The sequence below is a fragment of the Streptomyces sp. 7R007 genome (genome assembly GCF_054850255.1).
Window position 1 is genome coordinate 1 of the sequence record NZ_JBTWMV010000017.1, and the last position, 23,410, is coordinate 23,410.

A 23,410-nucleotide genomic window follows, 5' to 3' on the forward strand; every position below is an offset into this window, starting at 1 on the left:
TTGGTCCCATTGTCCGTCACGCCAGTGACACACTCGGTGCCGATGGCCAAGAATCACCGATCCGATCGATCCCCGACGGCGCCCGTTTCCCGGCCGGCGCCGGGCACGGTCCTGGACCGGCTCGCCTCCGGACCGAGCCGGGCTTCGCGCATCACTCATACGGAGCACTTGCCCCCGCGCGAGGGCCGCCATGCCGTCTGGCCTGACCGGATTCGTTCGGAGGTGATCGCGGCGGTGCAGGCCTGCGGTATCGAGCACCCCTGGGCCCACCAGGCACAGGCCGCCGAGCACGCCCTGGACGGCGACTCGGTGGTCGTCGCCACGGGCACGGCCTCCGGCAAGTCCCTGGCCTACCTCGTCCCCGTGCTCTCCACCCTGCTGGACGGCTCCGAGGCCCCGAACGGCCGCGGCGCCACCGCCCTGTACCTGGCCCCCACGAAGGCCCTCGCGGCGGACCAGTGCCGTTCCGTGAAGGAACTTTCACATCCGCTGGGAAACGCCGTGCGCGCCGCCGTGTACGACGGCGACACGCCGTTCGAGGAACGGGAGTGGATCCGCCAGTACGCCAACTACGTCCTGACCAACCCGGACATGCTGCACCGCGGCATACTCCCCTCCCATCCCCGCTGGTCCTCGTTCCTGAAGGCGCTGAAGTTCGTCGTCATCGACGAGTGCCACACCTACCGCGGCGTCTTCGGCTCCCACGTCGCCCAGGTCCTGCGCCGCCTGCGCCGCCTCTGCGCCCGCTACGGCTCCTCCCCCGTCTTCCTGCTCGCCTCCGCGACCGCCGCCGAACCCGCGGTCGCCGCGCGCCGCCTGACCGGCCTGCCGGTGGTCGAGGTCGCCGACGACGCCTCCCCGCGCGGTGAGCTGGTGTTCGCCCTCTGGGAGCCGCCGCTCACCGAGCTGCAGGGCGAGAAGGGCGCCCCGGTCCGCCGTACCGCCACCGCGGAGACGGCCGACCTGCTGACCGACCTCGCCGTGCAGGGCGTGCGCTCGGTCGCCTTCGTGCGCTCCCGGCGCGGCGCCGAGCTGATCTCCGTCATCGCCCAGGAGCGGCTCGCCGAGGTCGACCGCTCCCTCGCCCGGCGTGTCGCGGCCTACCGCGGCGGCTACCTGCCCGAGGAGCGCCGCGCCCTGGAACAGGCCCTGCACTCGGGCGAGTTGCTGGGCCTGGCCGCGACCACCGCCCTCGAACTCGGCATCGACGTCTCGGGCCTGGACGCCGTCGTGATCGCCGGCTATCCAGGCACGCGCGCGTCCCTGTGGCAGCAGGCGGGCCGCGCCGGGCGCGCCGGGCAGGGCGCGCTGGCCGTCCTGGTGGCCCGCGACGACCCCCTGGACACCTTCCTCGTCCACCACCCCGAGGCCCTCTTCGACCAGCCGGTGGAGTCCACGGTCCTCGACCCCGACAACCCCTACGTCCTCGCCCCGCACCTGTGCGCGGCCGCCGCGGAACTCCCCCTGACCGACGAGGACATGGACCTCTTCGGCCCCGAGACCGAGGGCCTGCTGCCGCAGCTGGAGGCCGCGAAGCTGCTGCGCCGCCGCACGAAGGCCTGGCACTGGACCCGCCGGGAACGGGCCGCCGACCTCACCGACATCCGCGGCGAGGGCGGACGCCCGGTCCAGATCGTGGAGTCCGGCACGGGACGCCTGCTGGGCACGGTGGACGCGGGCGCGGCGCACACGACGGTGCACGAGGGCGCGGTCCACCTCCACCAGGGCCGCACCTACCTGGTCCGCTCCCTCGACCTGGAGGACTCGGTGGCCCTGGTGACGGAGGCGAACCCGCCCTACTCGACGGTCGCCCGGGACACGACGTCCATCTCCGTCCTGGAGACCGACACCGAGATCCCCTGGGGCGACGGCCGCCTGTGCTACGGCTCCGTCGAGGTCACCAACCAGGTGGTCTCCTTCCTCCGCCGGCGTCTGATCACCGGCGAGGTCCTGGGCGAGACGAAACTCGACCTCCCTCCTCGTACGCTGCGCACGCGCGCGGTGTGGTGGACGGTCACCGAGGACCAGCTCGACGAGGCCCGGATCAGCCCGGAGATCCTCGGCGGCGCCCTGCACGCCGCCGAGCACGCCTCGATCGGCATGCTGCCCCTCTTCGCCACCTGCGACCGCTGGGACATCGGCGGCGTGTCGATCCCCCTCCACCCCGACACCCTCCTGCCCACGGTCTTCGTCTACGACGGCCACCCGGGCGGCGCGGGCTTCGCCGAGCGCGCCTTCCACACCGCCCGCGCCTGGCTCACCGCAACCCGCCAGGCCATCGCCGCCTGCGAGTGCGAGGCCGGCTGCCCGTCCTGCATCCAGTCCCCCAAGTGCGGCAACGGCAACGATCCGCTGCACAAGAGGGGGGCGGTACGGCTGCTCACGGTGCTGTTGCGGGGGGCGCCGGAGGAGGCGGGGCGGGAGGACCCGCAGGAAGCGGCTCCCCTGCGGGAGGCTTCGCCGTAAGCGGTCCCGGTGGGACGGACGGTGGGGGGCCCGCGGGTCCCGCTCGTGCCCTGACCTCCGCCGTGAAAGGCCCTCGTCCCGACGCCGCCGTCACGTCCGAGATCTCGCCGACGACCACGCAGCGCACGAGCCGCGTGCCCTGGGCGCGGGCGACGCGGTCTGCCCGGGCGCAGGCCGCCGCGCCGCCCCGCGCCCAGTCCTCCGCCGCGGCGAGCGCCGAGAGGTCGGCACCGCCGGCCGCGCGGTGCCGCACCACGACCGCCTGTCCCAGGGCGAGCACGACACCGAACACCACGCACAGCACGGCGATCGCACCGACGCTCCAGACGGTGGCGGACCCGCGATCCGAGCAGCGGCGCACCACGCCGGCCCGCTTCACGGCGGCCGGCCGATCGGCAGTGCGGGTCGGCCGGCCACCGTCGCGCGGGCCGGCCCCCGGTGCAGGCCGGCGCGGTGTGAGGAGCGCCGCCGTCGATACTGTGCGCACCCCACCGAGCCGAGCGACAGCCGGGCCTATCCCCACCCCTCCGCCCCGAGCGACAGCCGAGCCGATCCCCACGCCACCGCACCGACCGACAGCCAGGCCGATCCCCACGCCACCGCACCGACCGACAGCCAGGCCGATCCCCACGCCACCGCACCGACCGACAGCCAGGCCGATCGCCGCGCCACCGCACCGATCCAGCGCCGAGGCCCTCCTTGCGCCGCGCCGGCTGACCTCACGGTCCCTCCTCACCGCGCCGTCACCCCCACCGTCTCCTCGGCCGCCGCGACGGCCTCCTCCCGTACCTCGAAGGGCAGGCCGTGCAGGGCCGGGGGCCTGGCCACGACGATCACGCGGACCTGGTCCCCCTCCCGGCTCACCGTGACCCTCGCTCCGCGCGGAGCGGCCTCGCGGGCCGCCTCGACGACCGAGTCGGCCGGGTCCTGGCGGGCCGCCGCCCGCGCACCCGTCCGTGCCGCGTCCACGCACTGGATCTGCGCGGCCACCACCAGCAGGCCCCACACCAGCGCCATCGCGAACATCACCAGCACGGGCAGCACCACGGCCGACTCCGCCGTCACGAACCCCCGGTCACTCCCCCTCTCACATCCGCGCATCGAGCGCCCGCTTCACGATGGCCTGCAGCTCCGCGCTGACGGCCCCACTCGTCACGACCTTGTAGAGGACCACCGCGAACGCCACCGCCGCGACGATCCCCATCGCGTACTCGGAGGTCACCATCCCCGCGTCCCGCCGCGTCGCCCGCATCCCGCACACCAGGGCGCACAGCCGCGCCCATACCGCCTTGTACATCTCAACCCCCGTAGGAATTCGCTCTGCTCTGACCTTTTCCGACCTGTTCTGACCTGTTCTGTCAACGCTGTCATCAGTGCTGACATCCGTCGTCATCCGTCGTCATCCGTCGTCCGTCGTGCGCTCACCCCCGTCTCATCCGCCGCCCCCTCCCAGCACTCCGCCCGCGAGTCCGATCACCACGGGCAGGACGCCGATCGCGATGAAGGCGGGCAGGAAGCACAGTCCCACCGGCGCGGTGACCATCACGGCCGCCCGCCGGGCCCGTGCCGTCGCCGTACGGCTCCACTCCGCCCGCGCGTCCGCCGCGAGCCGCGCGACCGGTCCGGCGGCGGGCGCCCCGGACACGTCGGCCCGCTCCATCAACCGCGCCAACGCCCCCGCGTCCGGCAACGCCCCGAGCCGCCGCCAGGCCTCCGCCGGCTCACCTCCGAGCCGCACCTCGGCCGCGCCCCGGGCCAGCGCCTCGCCCACCGGTCCGCCGAGGGCCTCGCCCACGGCCTGCGCGGCGACCACCGGACCGGCGCCGGCGGCGATGCAGGCGGCCAGCAGATCGGCGGCGAGCGGGAGTTGCCGTGCCGCCTCGCCCGGATCGGCGGGGCCCGTCCCGCCGCCCCCGGCCGTCTGCCGCCCACGCCAGCGCCACAGTCCGGCGGCGAGCGCCAGTCCCGCCAGGACGCCGACGACGCCCCCGATCAGCACCCATCCGGCGCACGCCACCGCGGCCGACGGGCCCCACCGCCGCACGGCCTCCCGCACCTCGACACGAGGCCGGCCGGCACTCACCTCCGCCGCGGCCACCAACTCGGCCAGCCGCCGCCGCAACAGCCGCCGGCGCCGTACCGCCTCCCACCGCCGCAGCGACCACACCAGGACGAGCGCCGCCCCCACGGTCACCCCCAGCCTGTGGACAACGTCCGCGCTCATACCGCCTCCGCTCCCCGCACGATCCGCGTCGCCCACCACATCCCGAGCCCCTCCAGCAGTCCGCCGATCAGCAGGCAGCCCAAGCCGGGGCCGGTGTGCAGCAGCACGTGGAGCGGGTCGGCGTCGAGGGCCGTGCCGAGGGCGAGCCCCAGGACGGGGAGGCCCGCCAGCATCGCCGCCGTGGAACGGGCACCCGCCAACTGGGCCCGGAGGTCGGCGCGTTGGTCGCGCTCTGCACGCAGGGCCGCTTCGAGCCGGTCGAGCCCGGACGCCAGACCCGCACCCTGGTCCACGGCCACCCGCCAGCACGCGGCGAGGCCCAGCAGGCCCTCGGCGCCCGGTTGCCGTGCCGCCACGGCGAGCGCGCCCGGCACGTCCCCGCCGAACCGCGCCGCCGCCAGGACGGCCGCCTGCCCTTCGCCGAGCCCGGCGAAGTCCCGCGCGGCCCGCAGCAGCGCCTCCCCCGGCTGCCGCCCGGCGCGCACCTCGCCCGCGAGCGCCCCGCACAGTCCGATCACCGCGTCCCCGCGCAGGTCCCGTGCCCGCCGGGCCTCTCTGGCCAGCCGTACCCGTCGCAGCAACGGCACCCCGGCCGCCCCCGCGACGACCGGCACCACCGAGGTCCCCAGCACCGCCAGCACCAGCCCGGCGACCAGCGCCCACCACTCGGCCCGCAACCGCTTTTGCATCCCGCGCAGTTCGCCGACCGCCCGCCGCCAGGACGGTGGCCCGGCCCCCACCACGCCGCCCCCGGCCAGCAGCAACTGCGCCCGGCGGGCCCCGGAACGCCGCCCACCCAGCAGCACGGCCGCGGCTCCGGCACAGGTCACAGCCGCAGCAGACATCGACACCTCACCCATGACGCCCTCCTCCGATGAACTCGACGAACTCGCCGTCTTCCTCCCGAAGCAGCCCCCGCAGCCGCTCCCACCCCCGCTCCCTGACGAAGGCCTCCGCGCCCCACCGCAGTGCCGGTACCGTCCGCACGAGACCCGTGGGGTCCCGCTCCAGCACATGCACCTCGGCGATGCGCCGCCGGCCGGTCCGGTCGCGTACGAGATGCAGCACCACCGACAGGGCGGCCGCCAACTGGCTGTGCAGGGCGGCCCGGTCGAGCCCGGCCGCCGTGCCGAGTGCCTCCAGGCGGGCCGGCACGTCGGCTGCCGCGTTGGCGTGCACCGTGCCGCAGCCGCCCTCGTGGCCGGTGTTCAGCGCGGCCAGGAGGTGGACCACTTCGGGTCCGCGCACCTCGCCCACGACCAGCCGGTCCGGTCGCATGCGCAGCGCCTGCCGGACCAGGTCCTGGAGTGTGACGAGGCCCGCGCCCTCCTGGTTGGCGGGTCTGCTCTCCAGCCGGACGACGTGCGGATGGTCCGGTCGCAGCTCCGCGGAGTCCTCGGCGAGCACGATCCGCTCGCCCGGCCCGACCAGCCCCAGCAGCGCGCTCAGCAGCGTCGTCTTGCCGCTGCCCGTGCCCCCGCTGACGAGGAAAGACAGCCGTGCCGCCAGCAGCGCCCGCAGCACACGGTCCCCGCCGGGCGGCACCGTGCCGGCCGTGACCAGTTCGTCGAGGGTAAACGCCCGTGGTCGTACGACACGCAGGGACAGGCAGGTGCAGCCCACAGCCACCGGGGGCAGTACGGCGTGCAGGCGGGTGCCGTCGGGCAGCCGGGCGTCGGCCCAGGGCCGCGCGTCGTCCAGCCGCCGGCCCGCCACCGCGGCCAGGCGTTGCGCGAGACGTCGTACGGCGGCCGCGTCCGGGAAGGACACACCGGTCAGTTCCAGTCCGCCGCCCCGGTCCACCCAGACCCGGTCGTGCGCGGACACCAGCACGTCGGTCACCGAGGGATCGGCGAGCAGCGGCTCCAGTGGTCCGCTGCCGACCAGTTCGGACCGCAACCGCTCCGCCGCGCCGAGGACTTCGGCGTCCCCCAGGACCCGCCCCTGTTCCCGCAGCGCCTGTGCCACCCGCGCGGGCGTCGGCTCGGCCCCGCTCTCGGCGAGCCACTGCCGTACGCCGTCCAGGAGCCCCGCGGACGTGCTCATGCCGCACCCGCTTCCACCAGCGCCCGCTCCCAGAACCCCCTGCAGAAGCGCGCCAGCGGCCCCCGCCCGTTCGCGCCCGGCGGTGCCTTGGTCTCCCCCGCCCGCGCCAGCCCCGACTCGACGGGCACCTCGCCGGCCAGGGGCAGGCCGAGCAGACGGGTCACCTCGCGGCCGTCGAGGCCGGGGGCGTACGGACCGCGTACGGCCACCCGCAGATCGCGCAGGACCATCCCGACGGCGGACGCCACCCGTCCGGCCGCCGCGACGGCGCGCAGTTCGCCGGGGACCACGAGCAGGCCGAGATCGAGTTGGGCGAGGACTTCGGCGACTCCGTCGTCGATACGGCGGGGCAGGTCGACGACGACCGTGCCGCCCCGCCGTCTGGCCGCGGCGAGCACCGCCCGCACGGCCGGCGGCGGGACGGCGACGCAGTCGCCTCGGTCCCAGCTGAGCACCCGGAGGGAATGGAGTTCGGGAAGCGACTCCTCCAGGGCGGTGCCGCCCACCCGGCCGCGGGAGGCGGCGAATGCGGGCCAGCGCAGGCCCTCGACGGTCTCGCCGCCGAGGAGTACGTCGAGTCCGCCGCCCAGCGGATCGGCGTCCACGAGCAGGGTGCGCAGTCCCTCGCGTGCGGAGGTGACGGCGAGGGCGCACGCGAGCGTGGAGGCTCCGGCGCCGCCGCGTCCGCCGATGACGCCGACGGTGAGGGCCGGCCGGCCGGCGCCCTCGGCGACGTCGGCGATGCGGTCGACGAGCCACTGCTCGCCGTCGGGCAGCATCAGCACGTGGTCGGCGCCGATCTCGACGGCCCGCCGCCAGACCCCGGAGTCGTCCTGGTCGCGGCCGACGAGCACCACCCCTCGTCTGCGCGCGGCCCCGCGCACCCGCCGCGCGGCGTCGTCGCCGACCAAGACGAGCGGTGCGGCCTCCCAGCTTCCTCCGCGCTGCGGCACGCGCGGGTGGACCTCGGGTGTCGCGCCGGCCGCGGCGCACAGGCGCAGCAGGTCGTCGAGCAGGTCCACGTCCTCGGTGACGATCAGCGGTCCGGCCTGCCGCCCCGAGGCGGCGGGCGGCGGTTCGTGTGTGACGGCTCCGGCCACGGTGTCCATCCCCCTTCGCTGCATCGCGTGGGACCCGTGGGGTCACGCGATTCCCAAACCTGTGGAGAACCGGCGACCGGCCCCCATATGAACGGCCGATAGGAACCGGCCAAACCCGCCCCGACAAACCGGATCCGGTCACGAACTCGGCTCGTGCGGGACGCGCTGGAATCACGGTGCAGCGCTCCCGGAAATCGTGTGGATCTTGGTCGATAACTGTGGACAGGCCGGGGGTTGTGAATATCGGCGTCACTCATACCGGTGAGGTCCGTACCAGCCCCTGTGCGACTTCCGCAGAGGAGTCCGATGGCTACGCACGGTGACGAATCAGGGGTACGCCATGGGCATGGCGAAGGGGCGGCCGGAGCCGCCTGGGGAGGGTCGTACGGACCCGTATGGAAGGGAAAAACCCGCCCGGACATGCGACGACCCCCACCGGGGGGGAGAGTGGGGGTCGTCTCCACGGCCGACTCGGGGGGGGAGGAGTCGGACCGGGTTAGCACGGTCGCGAACGATCCGTGACTTCCATGGTGTACCCGAGAGCCCTCTCAGGCAAACCCACGCGCCCCACCTTACGCCGAATGGGCTGCGCCTATGCTCGGGGTCGTGGAAAACCACTCCTCGCCCCGCACAGCGGCCTTCTTTGACCTGGACAAGACGGTCATTGCGAAGTCGAGCACGCTCACGTTCAGCAAGTCGTTCTACCAAGGCGGACTGATCAACCGCAGGGCCGCCTTGCGGACCGCCTATGCCCAGTTCGTCTTCCTCGTGGGCGGCGCCGACCACGACCAGATGGAGCGCATGCGCAAGTACCTGTCCGCGCTGTGCCGCGGCTGGAACGTGCGCCAGGTCAAGGAGATCGTCGCCGAGACGCTGCACGACCTGATCGACCCGATCATCTACGACGAGGCGGCCTCCCTCATCGAGGAGCACCACACCGCCGGCCGCGACGTCGTCATCGTGTCCACCTCGGGCGCCGAGGTGGTGGAGCCGATCGGCGAACTGCTGGGCGCCGACCGCGTGGTGGCCACCCGCATGGTCGTGGGCGACGACGGCTGCTACACGGGCGAGGTGGAGTACTACGCGTACGGCCCGACGAAGGCGGAGGCGATCAAGGAGCTGGCCGCCTCCGAGGGGTACGACCTCGAACGCTGCTACGCCTACAGCGACTCGGCGACCGACCTGCCGATGCTGCGGTCCGTCGGCCATCCGCACGCCGTGAACCCGGACCGCGCCCTGCGCCGTGAGGCGCTCGCGCGCGGGTGGCCGATTCTCGATTTCAACCGCCCGGTACGTCTGAAGCAGCGCGTGCGGGGGTTCTCCGTACCGCCGCGCCCGGCGCTCGTCGCGGCCGCCGCGATAGGAGCGGCGGTGGCCACGGCCGGACTCGTCTGGTACGCCAGCCGGCGCCGCGTGGCGCCCGCCTGAGCTCCCCTTTGCCCGTTTAGCACCTGTTTGAGAGTAAAAGTAAAGAACTGCAGCCAGGACTTCCGCTTGTCCGGCACCTGGAGTACAAAGGACTCAACGGCCCGCGAGACCAAGGACATCCGAGAGGATCACCTTTAAAACGCATATGGCCCCACGGACCGAGCATGAACATCGGGCACCCACGCGACGTCGACCCGTCGATTACGGGCCAGCCGCACCAGGTGACGGGCAAAGTTCCCGACCTGATGGGCGACATATCGAGGACGCTTGGTAACTCGATGGGCATGCCAGCGGCGGTACGAATACTCGTACCGCCGCAACCCCGTTCCGGCCCCCCGTGAAGCCGACACCCCGGCCTACGCCGCCCCGCGCTGCAGCGCCTCGCACACCGCCGTCGACTCGCGTGCGCCCAGTTCGACCGCCCTGCCGCAGTGCGCGATCCAGGCGGCCATCCCCTCCGGCGTACCGGAGACGTACCCCTCCAGAGCCTTCAGATAGGCCGCGCGGCCCTGCTCGGCGTGGCCGACCTCGGCGGGGCAGACGGACTTCGGGTCGAGGCCGCTGCCCACCAGGACGATGCGCTCGGCGGTGCGCGCCACCAGGCCGTTGTGGGAGGCGAAGGGGCGCAGGGCGAGGAGTTCGCCGTGCACGACGGCGGCCATGACCAGGGCGGGGGCCGAGCTGCCCGCGATGATCAGCTCGGCGAGTCCCTCCAGCCGGCCGTGCAGCTCGTCGGCGTCCGGCAGCGGCAGCTCGACGAGCGGCTCGTCCACCGGCTCGCCCGCCTTCCGGGGCCGTCCGACCTCGTCGGCGTCGGTCGCCGCGGCCACGAGGTGCAGCCGGGCCAGCACCCGCAGGGGGGACTGCCGCCAGATCGACAGCAACTGTCCGGCCTCGGCCGTCAGCCTCAGGGCCGCGCCCATGACGCGCGCCTCGCCGTCGGCGCCGAAGTCGGTCCGCCGGCGCACCTCTTCGAGGGCCCAGTCGGCGCCCGCCAGCGCCGCGGACCCGCGGGCACCGCGTAGCGCCGCCTCGGAGGTGATCTCGTTGCTGCGGCGCCGCATGATCCGGTGCCCGTAGACCCGGTCCACGGACGTGCGCACGGACTCCACGGACTCGGCCACACCGGGCAGCGAGCCCAGGGCCGCGAGCGGATCGGCGGTCGCGCCTGTCGTACTCATGAGTACGACCCTACGCACCTCGCGCGCGTGCCCCACGATGGAGTGGTCTTCTTCACGTCACGCCACCACTCACGGCTTCCCTGTCACTACTCTTCGTGAACATGAAAATTGCTTTCGTCGGTAAGGGCGGCAGCGGCAAGACCACCCTGTCCTCCCTGTTCATCCGCCATCTGGCGGCCACCGGGGCGCCCGTGATCGCGGTCGACGCCGACATCAACCAGCACCTGGGCGTCGCACTGGGTCTCGACGAGGCGCAGGCCGCGGCACTTCCCGCCATGGGCGAGCGGCTGCCGCTGATCAAGGAGTACCTGCGCGGCGCCAACCCGCGGATCGCCTCCGCCGAGACGATGATCAAGACGACCCCGCCCGGTGAGGGCTCCCGGCTGCTGCGGGTGTGCGAGGACAACCCCGTCTACGAAGCCTGTGCCCGGCCGGTGGAACTCGACGGCGGCGCCGTCCGTTTGATGGTCACCGGCCCCTTCACGGACGCCGACCTGGGGGTCGCCTGCTACCACTCCAAGACGGGAGCGGTGGAGCTGTGCCTGAACCACCTGGTGGACGGGCAGGGCGAGTACGTCGTGGTGGACATGACGGCGGGCTCGGACTCCTTCGCCTCCGGCATGTTCACCCGTTTCGACGTCACGTTCCTCGTCGCCGAGCCGACCCGGAAGGGGGTCTCCGTCTACCGGCAGTACAGGGAGTACGCCCGCGACTTCGGGGTCGTCCTGAAGGTCGTCGGCAACAAGGTGCAGGGCCAGGACGACCTCGACTTCCTCCACGCCGAGGTCGGGGACGACCTGCTGGTGACCGTCGGGCACTCGGACTGGGTGCGCGCCATGGAGAAGGGCCGCCCGCCCCGGTTCGAGCTCCTGGAGGACGCCAACCGCCGCGCCCTGCGCGCCCTGCAGGTCGCGGTGGACGCCACGTACGAGCTGCGTGACTGGGAGCGGTACACGCGCCAGATGGTGCACTTCCACCTCAAGAACGCCGACGCCTGGGGCAACGAGCGCACCGGAGCCGACCTGGCGGCACAGGTCGACCCCGGGTTCGTGCTCGGCGAAGGGCTGGTGGCGACGGCCTGACGGGCCTACCGCTTGGCCGCCGGCGCCCCGGGCACGCCCTTGGGAGCCGGGGCCGGGTGGTTCGACAGGAACGCGGCCCAGCCCTGCTTCGGGGCCTCGCCGACCTGCAGGGTGCGCAGCTTCGCCAGCACCTGCGGGTCCTGGGCGTCCAGCCAGTCGGCCAGTTGGTGGAAGGACACGCAGCGCACGTCGGGCTTGTTGCAGACCTTCTCCACGACGTCCTGGACGGCGCGCATGTAGGTGCCGCCGTTCCAGGACTCGAAGTGGTTGCCGATGATCAGCGGCGCGCGGTTGCCGTCGTAGGCCCGGTGGAAGCCGGCGAGCAGGCCGTCGCGCATCTGGTCGCCCCAGTAGTCGTACTTGCCGGGGTCACCCTGGGTCTGCGTCCCGGACTGGTTGACCATGAAGTTGTAGTCCATGGTGAGCTGCTCGTAGGAGTGCCCGGGGAAGGGCACGAGCTGCATCGACAGGTCCCACAGACCTTCCTTCTTCTTCGGCCAGAGCTGCTCGTTCACCCCGCTGGTGTCGTAGCGGAAGCCCAGCCGGCTCGCGGCCCTCACGAAGTTCTTCTGGCCCTCCAGGCACGGGGTGCGAGCGCCGATGAGCTCCTTGTCGTAGTCGAAGGGCAGCGGGGCGGCCTTCTTCATGCCGGCGTTGGTCTTCCAGGACTTCACGAACTGCTTCGCCTGTGCGATCTCGTCCTTCCACTCGTCGACCGACCACTCGCCGACGCCGCCGTTCGGGCCGCAGAAGTGGCCGTTGAAGTGGGTGCCGATCTCGTCGCCCTCCAGCCACGCCAGGCGCAGCTGCTTCACGGTGTCGGCGATGCCCTTCTCGTCGTTGAAGCCGATGTCGGAGCGGCCCGGCGAGTGCTGCGGCGGCTTGTACAGGTCGCGCTTGTCCTCCGGCAGCATGTACACGCCGCTGAGGAAGTACGTCATCGTCGCGTGGTTGGCCCGGGAGACCTTGCGGAAGTGCGAGAACAGCTTCTGGCTGTCCTCGCCCGCGCCGTCCCAGGAGAAGACGACGAACTGCGGCGGCTTCTGGCCGGCCTTGAGCCGTTCGGGTCTGGGCAGATGCGGCTGCGCGCCGGTGTAGGCGGTGGAGCCGTCACCGATCAGCCGGAAGACACTCTTGGGTGCCTGGACCGGCTTGGCCTTCTGCGGACCCGCGACGCCGGACCCGGAGCCGTCGGAGCCGATCGCGCAGCCGGCCAGCGAGGCGGTGCAGGCCGCGGCGATCACGGCGCCCGCGGTGATCCTGCGGGACGCGGAACTCCGGCGGGGGACGGAGGCCCTGAGGGCGGCGGCCTCAGAAGCGGCGCCCTTGGCGGGGGCGAAGGCTCCGGCGGGGACGGCGGTCCGGGCGGAGACGGCGGTCCGGGCAGGGACAGGGGCTTCAGCGGAGACGGCGGTCCGGGCGGGGACTGAGGTCTTGGCGGGTGCGGCAGTCGTGCGGGTGGCGGAGATCCTGCGGGTGGCGGCCATGTTCCGCCCACCTTCTTCCTTCTCTCAGGCCAACGCCGATGAGGGCGTTTTCTGGTGATGCGCCGGGAAGGCCCGACAGCGCCGCCAAAGTCGCACGGGACCGAGAAGGAATTAGTACGACAAGCCGATCAAATACTTGCTTCACTCCCGCGAGTGAAGTTTTGCCCCATTTGCCAGAAAAGCCTATGCTCGACCTTTACTCTGCATTACGATTCGTTTACCGAGCGTTGATTCATCCCGCCACTGCACGCCGTGACCCACGGCCGCGACCGACCCCCCGCCATCGACGGGGGCCCACCAGTTCCGCGACCGCGCTGCCCCGGAGGAGACGGGAAACATGTCAGCTTGCGTCCCCACCCGCGCCACCGACCCGCAAGGGACGGAGAACGTCCACCAGCCCCACAGCCCGCCACCAACCCCGCCCCGACGCCTGCGCGTCGCGGGCGCCGACGTGTCCGCCTCGATCGCGGTCTTCCTGATCGCCCTTCCCCTGTCGCTGGGCATCGCCCTGGCCACCGGAGCCCCGCTGCAGGCCGGCCTCGTGGCCGCCGCCGTCGGCGGACTGGTCGCCGGACGGCTCGGCGGCTGCCCGCTCCAGGTCAGCGGCCCCGCCGCCGGCCTCACGGTCGTCACCGCCGACCTCATCCACCGCTACGGCTGGCGCACCACCTGCGCCATCACCGTCCTCGCCGGACTCGCCCAGCTCGGCCTCGGCTGCCTGCGCGTGGCCCGCGGCGCGCTCGCCGTCAGCCCCGCCATCGTGCACGGCATGCTCGCCGGCATCGGCGTCACCATCGCCGTCGCCCAGCTGCACATCGTCCTCGGCGGCACCCCGCAGAGCTCCGTGCTCGCCAACGTCCGCGCGCTGCCCGCCCAGTTGGCGCATCTGCACCCGGCCGCCGTGGCCGTCAGCGCGCTGACCCTGGCCCTGCTGCTGCTCTGGCCCCGGATCCCCGGCCGCCCGGGCCGCCTGCTGCGCAGGGTGCCGGCCGCTCTCGTCGCCGTCGCCGGGGCCACCGCCACCGCGTCCCTGGCCGGGCTCACCCTGCCCAGGGTCGACCTGCCGTCCTGGAGCAGTCACGCCCTGGCCGGTCTGCCCGAGGGCCCGGTGCTCGGCATCGCCACCGCCGTGCTCACCACCACGCTGGTGTGCAGCGTGCAGTCGCTGCTCGGCGCGGTCGCCGTCGACAAGCTCGTCGCCGCCCGGCCCGGGCTCACCGCCCGCGTCGGCCGCTCGGACCTCGACCGCGAGCTGCTCGGCCAGGGCGCCGCCAACATCGTCTCCGGCGCCCTCGGCGGCCTGCCCGTCGCCGGTGTCGCGGTGCGCAGTTCGGCGAATGTGAAAGCGGGTGCCGTGAGCAGGAACTCCACGATGCTGCACGGCGTTCTCGTAGTAGTCGCCGCGCTGCTGATGGTCCCGGTCCTGGAGTTCATCCCGCTCGCCTCGCTCGCCGCCCTGGTGATGGCCGTCGGCATCCAGATGGTGTCCCTGCACCACATCCGCACGGTGACCCGCCACCGAGAGGTGCTCGTCTACGCCGCCACCACCCTGGGCGTGGTCGTCCTCGGCGTCCTGGAGGGCGTGGCCCTCGGGATCGCCGTCGCCGTCGCCGTCGCCATGCAGCGCCTCGCCCGCACCCGCATCACGCACGAGGAGAAGGAGGGAACCCATCACGTACACGTCCGAGGTCAGCTGACCTTCCTCGCCGTGCCCCGGCTCAGCCGGGCCCTGCACTTCGTACCCCAAGGCGCCCACGCCGTCGTGGAGTTGGACGGGTCGTTCATGGACCACGCGGCGTACGAGTCACTGCAGGACTGGCAGAACGCCCACACCGCGCAGGGCGGTTCGGTGGAGCTGACCGGCCGCCGCGCCGGAGTCACCATCGGCGAACCGGGCCACCACACCGACACGGACCACGACACCCGCCAGGACGCGTGCCGTTGCCGGCCCTGGACGCCCTGGCGCAACCACCAGTGCGAGCGCCCGCAGCCCGTCCGGCCCGCCGACCGCCCGGCGGACCAGGGCAGCGGACACCGGCTGGCGCGCGGCATCAGCGCGTTCCAGCGCAACACCGCACCGCTCGTGCGGGGCGAGCTGGCCCGGCTGGCCCGTGAGGGTCAGCGTCCCTCCCAGCTCTTCCTGACCTGCGCGGACTCCCGCCTGGTCACCTCGATGATCACCTCCAGTGGTCCGGGCGACCTGTTCGTGGTGCGCAACGTCGGCAACCTCGTCCCGCTGCCCGGCGAGGAGAGCGGCGACGACTCGGTGGCGGCCGCCATCGAGTACGCGGTGGAGGTGCTGCGGGTGCGGTCCATCACGGTGTGCGGGCACTCCGGGTGCGGGGCCATGCAGGCGCTGCTCACCTCCGAGCCCGGGGGCGCGCCGACGCCGCTGAAGCGGTGGCTGCGGCACGGCCGGCCGAGCCTGGAGCGGATGGCCGACGGCAGCAGACCGTGGGCGCGGCTCGCCGGCCGTGCTCCCGCCGACGCCGTCGAGCAGCTCTGCCTGACCAACGTGGTCCAGCAGTTGGAGCATCTGCGCGCGCACGAGTCGGTGGCGCGGGCGCTGCGGGACGGGGCGCTGGAGCTGCACGGGATGTACTTCCACGTGGGTGAGGCGCAGGCGTATCTGCTGGGCGGGACGAGTGAGGAGCAGTTGTTCGACCATGTGGGGGTGACGGATCTGTCCGCGTGAACCAGGGGCCGGGCGGGTGTGAAGGGCGTTACACCGCTGAACCCCGTCCGGCCGCCTCCCGTGGGTACGGATGACCAGGCCACAGTGGTCGAGTCGGTCGGTCGAGCGGGCCGCCGAGCAGTCCCGGGACCAGCCGACGACAGGTCTAAACCAATTTCCGGTCGACCCTTGTCATCGGGCCCCCGGGTCTGATGAGCTGTGGCCTGGGACACAACGGACACCCTGGGAAAGGCAGATGCCGTGAGCAACGAGAGCCTGGCCAACCTGCTGCGCGAGGAGCGCAGGTTCGCACCCCCCGCCGACCTGGCCGCGAACGCCAACGTCACAGCGGAGGCGTACGAACAGGCCAAGGCTGACAGGCTCGGCTTCTGGGCCGAGCAGGCCCGCCGGCTGACCTGGGCCAAGGAGCCGACCGAGACGCTGGACTGGTCGAACCCGCCGTTCGCCAAGTGGTTCAAGGACGGCGAGCTGAACGTCGCCTACAACTGCGTGGACCGGCATGTCGAGGCGGGCCACGGCGACCGGGTCGCCATCCACTTCGAGGGCGAGCCCGGTGACAGCCGCGCCATCACCTACGCCGAGCTCAAGGACGAGGTGAGCAGGGCCGCCAACGCCCTGCTGGAACTGGGCGTGCAGAAGGGCGACCGGGTCGCCGTCTACATGCCGATGATCCCCGAGACGGCCGTGGCGATGCTGGCCTGTGCCCGGATCGGCGCCGCGCACTCCGTCGTCTTCGGCGGCTTCTCGGCGGACGCGCTCGCCACCCGTATCCAGGACGCGGACGCCAAGGTCGTCATCACCTCCGACGGCGGCTACCGGCGCGGCAAGCCCTCGGCGCTCAAGCCGGCCGTCGACGAGGCGATCTCCAAGGTCGACAACGTCCGGCACGTGCTCGTGGTCCGCCGTACCGGCCAGGAGATCGCCTGGACCGAGGGCCGGGACGTGTGGTGGCACGAGATCGTGGAGCGGCAGTCGGCCGAGCACACGCCCGAGGCGTTCGACGCCGAGCACCCGCTGTTCATCCTGTACACGTCCGGCACGACGGGAAAGCCGAAGGGCATCCTGCACACCTCCGGCGGCTACCTCACCCAGACCGCCTACACCCACCACGCCGTCTTCGACCTCAAGCCGGAGACCGACGTGTACTGGTGCACCGCCGACGTCGGCTGGGTCACCGGGCACTCGTACATCGTCTACGGGCCGCTCGCCAACGGCGCCACACAGGTGATGTACGAGGGCACGCCGGACACCCCGCACCAGGGCCGGTTCTGGGAGATCGTGCAGAAGTACGGGGTGACGATCCTGTACACGGCGCCGACGGCGATCCGCACGTTCATGAAGTGGGGCGACGACATCCCCGCGAAGTTCGACCTGTCCAGCCTGCGGGTGCTGGGCTCGGTCGGCGAGCCGATCAACCCCGAGGCGTGGATCTGGTACCGCAAGCACATCGGTGCCGACCGGACGCCCATCGTGGACACCTGGTGGCAGACCGAGACCGGCGCGATGATGATCTCGCCGCTGCCGGGCGTGACCGCCACCAAGCCCGGCTCCGCGCAGACCCCGCTGCCCGGCATCTCCGCCACGGTCGTCGACGACGAGGCGAACGAGGTGCCCAACGGCGGCGGCGGTTACCTGGTGCTGACCGAGCCGTGGCCGTCGATGCTGCGCACGATCTGGGGCGACGACCAGCGGTTCATCGACACCTACTGGTCGCGCTTCGAGGGCAAGTACTTCGCGGGTGACGGCGCGAAGAAGGACGACGACGGCGACATCTGGCTGCTGGGCCGCGTGGACGACGTCATGCTCGTCTCCGGGCACAACATCTCCACCACCGAGGTGGAGTCGGCGCTCGTCTCCCACCCGTCCGTCGCGGAGGCGGCCGTCGTCGGTGCCGCCGACGAGACGACCGGGCAGGCCATCGTCGCCTTCGTGATCCTGCGCGGTACGGCGGCGGAGACCGAGGACCTGGTCGCCGAGCTGCGCAACCACGTGGGCGCCACGCTCGGCCCGATCGCCAAGCCGAAGCGGATCCTGCCGGTGGCCGAGCTGCCGAAGACCCGTTCCGGCAAGATCATGCGCCGTCTGCTGCGGGACGTCGCCGAGAACCGCCAGCTCGGTGACGTGACCACGCTGACCGACTCGACGGTGATGGACCTCATCCAGGCGAAGCTCCCGGCGGCGCCCAGCGAGGACTGAGCCCCGGCGCTCTGGCAGGACCCTCGGGGCGCCCGGCGCGGACGCGCGCCGGGCGCCCCTTTTAGGTAAACTAAGCAAAACAGCGTGACCTCGATGGTGTGCCGGGAAGTCTGGTCGGCGAACAGCCCTGCTCTGCCCACCGACCGGAGGTTCTCTCTTGGCCGCGCCCCGCACCCCCCGTCCCCGCAAGGTCCTCGGACGTCTGTCGCTGCCCGAGCGGACCTTCGTCGCGGACGCACTGCGCACCGAGACCGTCGGCGGAGTGCTGCTCCTCGTCGCCGCGATCGCCTCCCTGGTCTGGGCGAACATCCCCGCGCTGCACGGCAGTTACGAGTCCGTCAGCCACTACCACCTCGGCCCCGGGGCCCTCGGCCTGCACCTGTCCGTCGCGCACTGGGCGGCCGACGGACTGCTCGCGGTCTTCTTCTTCGTGGCCGGCATCGAGCTCAAGCGCGAACTGGTCGCCGGCGACCTCCGCGACCCCAGGGCGGCCGCGCTGCCCGTCGTCGCCGCCCTGTGCGGGATGGCCGTACCGGCCCTCGTGTACACGCTCACCAACGTCACGGGCGGCGGCTCCCTGGAGGGCTGGGCCGTGCCCACGGCCACCGACATCGCCTTCGCGCTGGCGGTCCTCGCCGTCATCGGCACGTCCCTGCCGAGCGCCCTGCGCGCCTTCCTGCTCACCCTCGCCGTCGTCGACGACCTGTTCGCGATCCTGATCATCGCGGTCTTCTTCACCGGCTCGATCGACTTCGCCGCGCTGGGCGGGGCGGCCGTGGGCCTCGCGGTGTTCTGGCTGCTGCTGCGCAAGGGGGTGCGCGGCTGGTACGTCTACGTCCCGCTCGCCCTGGTGATCTGGGCGCTGATGTACAACAGCGGCGTCCATGCCACGATCGCCGGCGTCGCGATGGGCCTGATGCTGCGCTGCCACCGCCACGAGGGCGAGGAGCACTCCCCCGGCGAACGCGTCGAGCACCTGGTGCGCCCGCTCTCCGCCGGCCTCGCCGTGCCGCTGTTCGCCCTGTTCAGCGCCGGTGTGACCATCTCCGGCGGCGCGCTCGGGGACGTGTTCTCCCGGCCGGAGACGCTCGGCGTGGTCCTCGGGCTGGTCGTCGGCAAGGCGCTCGGCATCTTCGGCGGTACGTGGCTGACGGCCCGCTTCACCCGGGCCTCGCTCAGCGACGACCTCGCGTGGGCCGACGTGTTCGCGGTGGCGACGCTGGCCGGCATCGGATTCACCGTGTCGCTGCTCATCGGCGAGCTCGCCTTCGAGGGCGACGCGACGACGACGGACGAGGTCAAGGCCGCCGTACTGCTCGGATCGCTCATCGCGGCGACCCTCGCCACCGTGCTGCTGAAGATACGGAACGCCAAGTACCGCAGGCTGTGCGAGGCCGAGGAGCGCGACGAGGACCTCGACGGCATCCCGGACGTCTACGAGGAGGACGAGCCGGAGTACCACCTGCGGATGGCGGCCATCCACGAGCGCAAGGCCGCCGAGCACCGCCGGATCGCCGAGGAGAAGGCCGCCGAGCGACGCGCGCTTGCCGAAGTGCCGGGCGGGGCAGGCGAGGACGGCGACCGTCCGGCATGATCTGACGGGACGGTACAAAAGGACCGTACGCAAACGGGCCGTGGAAACGGCCCGTGGACAGCAGTCAGGCAGAGAGCAGGGAGAACGCGATGAGCGCACCCGACGGCAGCCCGGTCGGCGCCGAACGCAGCATCGGCCAGCTGTTCGCCTCGGCGACGACCGAATTGTCGGCGCTGGTGCACGACGAGATCGCGCTGGCGAAGGCGCAGCTGAAGCAGGACGTCAAGCGCGGCGCGGCGAGCGGCGGCGCGTTCACGGTGGCCGGCGCGGTGCTGGTGTTCTCCCTGCCGATGCTCAACTTCGCGCTGGCGTACGGCATCCGGACCTGGAGTGACTGGAACCTCGCCGTCTGCTTCCTGCTCTCCTTCGCGGCGAACGTCCTGGTCGCCGGCGGCCTCGCGCTGATCGGCGTGGTCTTCGCGAAGAAGGCGCAGAAGAGCAAGGGCCCGCAGAAGGTCGCCGCGTCGATGAAGGAGACGGCGGGCGTCCTGCAGAAGGCCAAGCCGCATCCGCGCCCCGCCGAGACGCCGGCTCTCGAGGACCGCGCCCCCGCGGCCATCGAGGCTGTGGCACGCTCGTCCTCATGACGGATCCCGCCCTCCATCCGGCGCAACCCGCTTCGGTCGTACGGCCCGACGGCCCCTGGACGCACCGGGAGGTGGCCGCCAACGGCGCGCGCTTCCACATCGCCGAGATGGGCGACGGGCCGCTGGTGCTGCTGCTGCACGGCTTCCCCCAGTTCTGGTGGACCTGGCGGCACCAGCTGACCGCGCTCGCCGACGCGGGCTTCCGGGCCGTCGCGATGGACCTGCGCGGCGTCGGCGGCAGCGACCGCACCCCGCGCGGCTACGACCCCGCGGGCCTCGCGCTCGACATCACCGGCGTGGTGCGCTCCCTGGGCGAGCCGGACGCCGCGCTGGTCGGGCACGACCTCGGCGGCTACCTGGCGTGGACGGCGGCCGTGATGCGGCCCAAGCTGGTGCGCCGGCTCGCGGTCGTGTCCATGCCGCATCCGCGGCGCTGGCGCTCGGCGATGCTCTCCGACCTGCGCCAGACGCGCGCCGGTTCCTACATCTGGGGGTTCCAGCGGCCCTGGATCCCGGAGCGGCAGCTGACCGCCGACGACGGCGCCCTCGTCGCCGACCTGATCCGGGACTGGTCGGGGCCGAACCCGCCCGACGACAAGAGCCTCGACACCTACCGCCGCGCGATGTGCATCCCCTCGACGGCGCACTGCTCCATCGAGCCGTACCGGTGGCTGGTGCGGTCGATGGCCCGCCCGGACGGCATCCAGTTCTACCGGCGCATGAAGCGCCCCCTGCGCGTGCCGACGCTCCATCTGCACGGCTCCCTCGATCCCGTCCTGCGCACCCGCAGCGCGGCCGGCTCCGGCGAGTACGTCGAAGCCCCGTACCGCTGGCGCCTGTTCGACGGCCTCGGTCACTTCCCACACGAGGAAGATCCGGTCGCTTTCAGCACAGAACTGGTCAACTGGCTGAAAGACCCCGAACCCGATCGGTGACGACCCGAACGCGCCCGGTATCCGGACACGAACACCTGTCGTACGAACAGCCAATTGCCCGGCGCATAGGCCAATTGGGGGTCCCGCGAGCGGTTATCGACCTTGGGGCAGGGGCACACGTCGGGGTATGGGCTGGACGCACGACTACAGTGACGCAGCACGCACTCGCCGCTCGGCCGGTGGCCTGAGCTCCCACCAGCGAGGGGCCGCCCCGCAGATGGCGGGTACGGATCTCCGGGTGGGCATCCCGCGCATCCTGCGCCGCCGGGCCCGCTGGGTCTCGGTACGCCTGCGTCACCCCCGCGGCTGACGCCCCCTTCACCTCACCCACGCCTCACAGGGCGCAGCTGTCGCTGTCCACCTGCTGGTTGGCGGTACGCCCCTTGGTGATGTCCTGCTGGATCTCGTCCGCCGTGAGGGCGTATCCGGTGTCGGCGTCGTCGAGGGACTTCGCGAACACCACGCCGTAGACCTCCCCCTGGGGTGTCAGCAGCGGGCCGCCGGAGTTGCCCTGGCGGACGGTCGCGTACAGCGAGTAGACGTCACGGCGGACCGTGCCGCGGTGGTAGATGTCCGGGCCGTTGGCCGGGATGCGGCCACGCACGCGTGCGGCGCGGACGTCGTACGAGCCGTTCTCCGGGAAGCCCGCGATGATGGCGCTGTCGCTGCTGCGGGCGTCCGTGGTGCTGAACCGCAGCGCGGGCGCCCTGAGATCGGGCACGTCGAGTACGGCGATGTCGCGGTGCCAGTCGTAGAGGACGACCGTGGCGTCGTACTTCCGGCCCTCGCCCCCGATCTGCACGGTGGGTTCGTCGACGCCCCCGACCACGTGCGCGTTGGTCATGACGCGGCGGTCGCCGAAGACGAAGCCGCTGCCCTCCAGGACCTTGCCACAGCTCGTGGCGGTGCCCATGACCTTGACGATCGACTGCTTGGCGCGGGTGGCGACGGGACTGTTGGCCAGGGCCGGGTCGGGCGGCTGGACGTCGGTGATCGGCTCGTTCGAGAACGGGCTGAAGACCTGCGGGAAGCCGTTCTGCGCGAGGACCGAGGAGAAGTCCGCGAACCAGGTGTTCGCCGCGTCGGGCAGCGCCCGGGAGACGCCCAGCAGCACCTTGGAGTTGCGGACCTCCTTGCCGAGCGTGGGCAGGGTGGTGCCCGCGAGGGCGGAGCCGATCAGCCAGGCGACCAGGAGCATCGCGACGACGTTGACGAGGGCGCCGCCGGTCGCGTCCAGGGCGCGGGCCGGGGACCAGGTGATGTACCGGCGCAGCTTGTTGCCGAGGTGGGTGGTCAGGGCCTGGCCGACGGAGGCGCAGACGATGACGACGACGACCGCGACGACGGCGGCGGTCGTGCTCACCTCGGCGTTGTCGGTCAGCGCGTCCCAGATGACGGGCAGCGTGTAGACCGCGACGAGACCTCCGCCGAGGAAACCGATCACCGACAGGATGCCGACGACGAAGCCCTGGCGGTAGCCGACGATCGCGAACCACACGGCGGCGACCAGCAACAGGATGTCCAGCACGTTCACCGGTTCGAGCCTCGCCTCATCACTTCGCGGTCACTCCAGGTCGGCCGGGGGGCCGGCCCGCCGCGAAGCGGCATCGGTTACAGCATCCCCCGGGAAGACGGAACACGGCAGACACCCTGTCACGACCGCCAGTCCAGCGGGACCTGCTTGTCCCGGTCCCAGGGGCGCTCCCAGCCGGAGTAGTGCAGCAGACGGTCGATGACTCCGGCGGTGAAGCCCCATACGAGGGCCGATTCGACCAGGAATGCCGGGCCTCTGAAGCCGCTGGGGTGGGTGACCGTCACTCTGTTCGCCGGGTCCGTGAGATCCGCCACGGGGACCTTGAAGACGCGCGCCGTCTCGTTCGGGTCGACCACGCCGACCGGGCTCGGCTCGCGCCACCAGCCCAGCACGGGGGTCACCACGAAGCCGCTGACCGGGATGTACAGCCGGGGCAGGACGCCGAAGAGCTGGACGCCGGAGGGATCGAGGCCGGTCTCCTCCTCGGCCTCGCGGAGGGCGGCCCGCAGCGGCCCGTCGGTCTGCGGGTCGCCGTCCTCGGGGTCGAGGGCGCCGCCGGGGAAGGAGGGCTGCCCGGCATGGGATCTCAGCGAGCTCGCCCGCTCCATGAGCAGCAGCTCGGGGCCGCGCTCGTCCTCGCCCTCGCCGAAAAGGATCAGCACCGCCGACTGGCGGCCGGCGCCGTCCTCCGGTGGCAGGAAGCGGCTCAGCTGCAGCGGCTGGACCGTCTCCACCACGCGCACCACCGGATCCAGCCAGCCCGGCAGGCCCTCCCTGCTGAGCTCCACCGGACCGCCCCGCGTATTGCTCGCGTTCGTCATCGCCACCCCCGTTCTGCCCGGTCCAACGCCCGGC

20 protein-coding genes are annotated in these 23,410 nt (G+C 72.5%); 9 read left to right on the top strand and 11 right to left on the bottom strand.

Going from position 1 to position 23,410, the window contains the following annotated elements; genetic code table 11:
- On the top strand, positions 1 to 2,466 hold a 2,466-nt coding region (locus tag ACYF6T_RS22660), incomplete at its 5' end, for a DEAD/DEAH box helicase (protein ID WP_461698637.1).
- On the opposite strand, the gene ACYF6T_RS22665 is transcribed toward ACYF6T_RS22660, so the two are convergent.
- The 7 genes from ACYF6T_RS22665 to ssd form a co-directional block, all read right to left on the bottom strand.
- Complete coding sequence (locus ACYF6T_RS22665; protein ID WP_461698638.1) at positions 2,381 to 3,202, bottom strand: Rv3654c family TadE-like protein; 822 nt, start codon at positions 3,200 to 3,202, stop codon at positions 2,381 to 2,383. The two genes, ACYF6T_RS22660 and ACYF6T_RS22665, sit on opposite strands and share 86 nt — an antisense overlap.
- Complete coding sequence (locus ACYF6T_RS22670; protein ID WP_461698639.1) at positions 3,199 to 3,567, bottom strand: TadE family type IV pilus minor pilin; 369 nt, start codon at positions 3,565 to 3,567, stop codon at positions 3,199 to 3,201. Before ACYF6T_RS22670 ends, ACYF6T_RS22665 begins: the two co-directional genes overlap by 4 nt.
- Positions 3,554 to 3,763, bottom strand: coding sequence for a DUF4244 domain-containing protein (locus tag ACYF6T_RS22675; RefSeq protein WP_461698640.1), 210 nt, complete (start codon positions 3,761 to 3,763; stop codon positions 3,554 to 3,556). Before ACYF6T_RS22675 ends, ACYF6T_RS22670 begins: the two co-directional genes overlap by 14 nt.
- A gap of 135 nt (positions 3,764 to 3,898) precedes the next feature.
- Positions 3,899 to 4,690 carry a type II secretion system F family protein gene (locus ACYF6T_RS22680; protein ID WP_461698641.1) on the bottom strand — a complete coding sequence of 264 codons (792 nt, stop codon included), beginning with the start codon at positions 4,688 to 4,690 and terminating at the stop codon, positions 3,899 to 3,901.
- Complete coding sequence (locus ACYF6T_RS22685) at positions 4,687 to 5,550, bottom strand: type II secretion system F family protein (RefSeq protein ID WP_461698642.1); 864 nt, start codon at positions 5,548 to 5,550, stop codon at positions 4,687 to 4,689. Before ACYF6T_RS22685 ends, ACYF6T_RS22680 begins: the two co-directional genes overlap by 4 nt.
- Positions 5,543 to 6,736 (bottom strand): TadA family conjugal transfer-associated ATPase, encoded by a 1,194-nt coding sequence (locus ACYF6T_RS22690; RefSeq protein WP_461698643.1) that lies wholly within the window; start codon positions 6,734 to 6,736, stop codon positions 5,543 to 5,545. Before ACYF6T_RS22690 ends, ACYF6T_RS22685 begins: the two co-directional genes overlap by 8 nt.
- Positions 6,733 to 7,845 (bottom strand): septum site-determining protein Ssd, encoded by a 1,113-nt coding sequence (ssd, locus tag ACYF6T_RS22695; RefSeq protein WP_461698644.1) that lies wholly within the window; start codon positions 7,843 to 7,845, stop codon positions 6,733 to 6,735. Before ssd ends, ACYF6T_RS22690 begins: the two co-directional genes overlap by 4 nt.
- A gap of 585 nt (positions 7,846 to 8,430) precedes the next feature.
- On the opposite strand from ssd, the gene ACYF6T_RS22700 reads away from it, so the two are divergent.
- On the top strand, positions 8,431 to 9,264 hold the full coding sequence (locus ACYF6T_RS22700) for an HAD family hydrolase (RefSeq protein ID WP_461698645.1): 834 nt from the start codon (positions 8,431 to 8,433) through the stop codon (positions 9,262 to 9,264).
- A 356-nt stretch (positions 9,265 to 9,620) separates the two neighbouring features.
- On the opposite strand, the gene ACYF6T_RS22705 is transcribed toward ACYF6T_RS22700, so the two are convergent.
- On the bottom strand, positions 9,621 to 10,445 hold the full coding sequence (locus ACYF6T_RS22705; protein WP_461698646.1) for a Fic family protein: 825 nt from the start codon (positions 10,443 to 10,445) through the stop codon (positions 9,621 to 9,623).
- 101 nt (positions 10,446 to 10,546) lie between these two features.
- Between ACYF6T_RS22705 and ACYF6T_RS22710 the strand changes: the two genes are divergently transcribed.
- Complete coding sequence (locus tag ACYF6T_RS22710; protein WP_461698647.1) at positions 10,547 to 11,527, top strand: ATP-binding protein; 981 nt, start codon at positions 10,547 to 10,549, stop codon at positions 11,525 to 11,527.
- Between the two features lie 5 nt (positions 11,528 to 11,532).
- Here the strand turns inward: ACYF6T_RS22710 and ACYF6T_RS22715 are convergent, their stop codons facing one another.
- Complete coding sequence (locus tag ACYF6T_RS22715; protein WP_461698785.1) at positions 11,533 to 13,014, bottom strand: polysaccharide deacetylase family protein; 1,482 nt, start codon at positions 13,012 to 13,014, stop codon at positions 11,533 to 11,535.
- A gap of 337 nt (positions 13,015 to 13,351) precedes the next feature.
- Between ACYF6T_RS22715 and ACYF6T_RS22720 the strand changes: the two genes are divergently transcribed.
- The 6 genes from ACYF6T_RS22720 to ACYF6T_RS22745 all read left to right on the top strand — a co-directional run bounded on the left by ACYF6T_RS22720 (position 13,352) and on the right by ACYF6T_RS22745 (position 21,331).
- Positions 13,352 to 15,709 carry a SulP family inorganic anion transporter gene (locus ACYF6T_RS22720; protein WP_461698648.1) on the top strand — a complete coding sequence of 786 codons (2,358 nt, stop codon included), beginning with the start codon at positions 13,352 to 13,354 and terminating at the stop codon, positions 15,707 to 15,709.
- Positions 15,710 to 15,949: 240 nt separating this feature from the next.
- Complete coding sequence (gene acs, locus ACYF6T_RS22725) at positions 15,950 to 17,905, top strand: acetate--CoA ligase (protein WP_461698649.1); 1,956 nt, start codon at positions 15,950 to 15,952, stop codon at positions 17,903 to 17,905.
- Between the two features lie 157 nt (positions 17,906 to 18,062).
- Positions 18,063 to 19,499: a Na+/H+ antiporter NhaA gene (nhaA, locus tag ACYF6T_RS22730; protein WP_461698650.1), complete on the top strand. Its 1,437-nt coding sequence runs from the start codon at positions 18,063 to 18,065 to the stop codon at positions 19,497 to 19,499.
- A gap of 89 nt (positions 19,500 to 19,588) precedes the next feature.
- On the top strand, positions 19,589 to 20,086 hold the full coding sequence (locus ACYF6T_RS22735; RefSeq protein ID WP_461698651.1) for a phage holin family protein: 498 nt from the start codon (positions 19,589 to 19,591) through the stop codon (positions 20,084 to 20,086).
- Positions 20,083 to 21,021 carry an alpha/beta fold hydrolase gene (locus tag ACYF6T_RS22740; RefSeq protein WP_461698652.1) on the top strand — a complete coding sequence of 313 codons (939 nt, stop codon included), beginning with the start codon at positions 20,083 to 20,085 and terminating at the stop codon, positions 21,019 to 21,021. The genes ACYF6T_RS22735 and ACYF6T_RS22740 overlap by 4 nt, the downstream gene beginning before the upstream one ends.
- Before the next feature lie 127 nt (positions 21,022 to 21,148).
- On the top strand, positions 21,149 to 21,331 hold the full coding sequence (locus tag ACYF6T_RS22745; RefSeq protein WP_461698653.1) for a hypothetical protein: 183 nt from the start codon (positions 21,149 to 21,151) through the stop codon (positions 21,329 to 21,331).
- 24 nt (positions 21,332 to 21,355) lie between these two features.
- Here the strand turns inward: ACYF6T_RS22745 and ACYF6T_RS22750 are convergent, their stop codons facing one another.
- Entirely contained in the window at positions 21,356 to 22,555 is a 1,200-nt protein-coding gene (locus ACYF6T_RS22750) for a MarP family serine protease (protein WP_461698654.1), read from the bottom strand.
- A 119-nt stretch (positions 22,556 to 22,674) separates the two neighbouring features.
- On the bottom strand, positions 22,675 to 23,376 hold the full coding sequence (locus ACYF6T_RS22755) for an NUDIX hydrolase (RefSeq protein WP_461698655.1): 702 nt from the start codon (positions 23,374 to 23,376) through the stop codon (positions 22,675 to 22,677).
- Between the last annotated feature and the right edge of the window lie 34 nt (positions 23,377 to 23,410).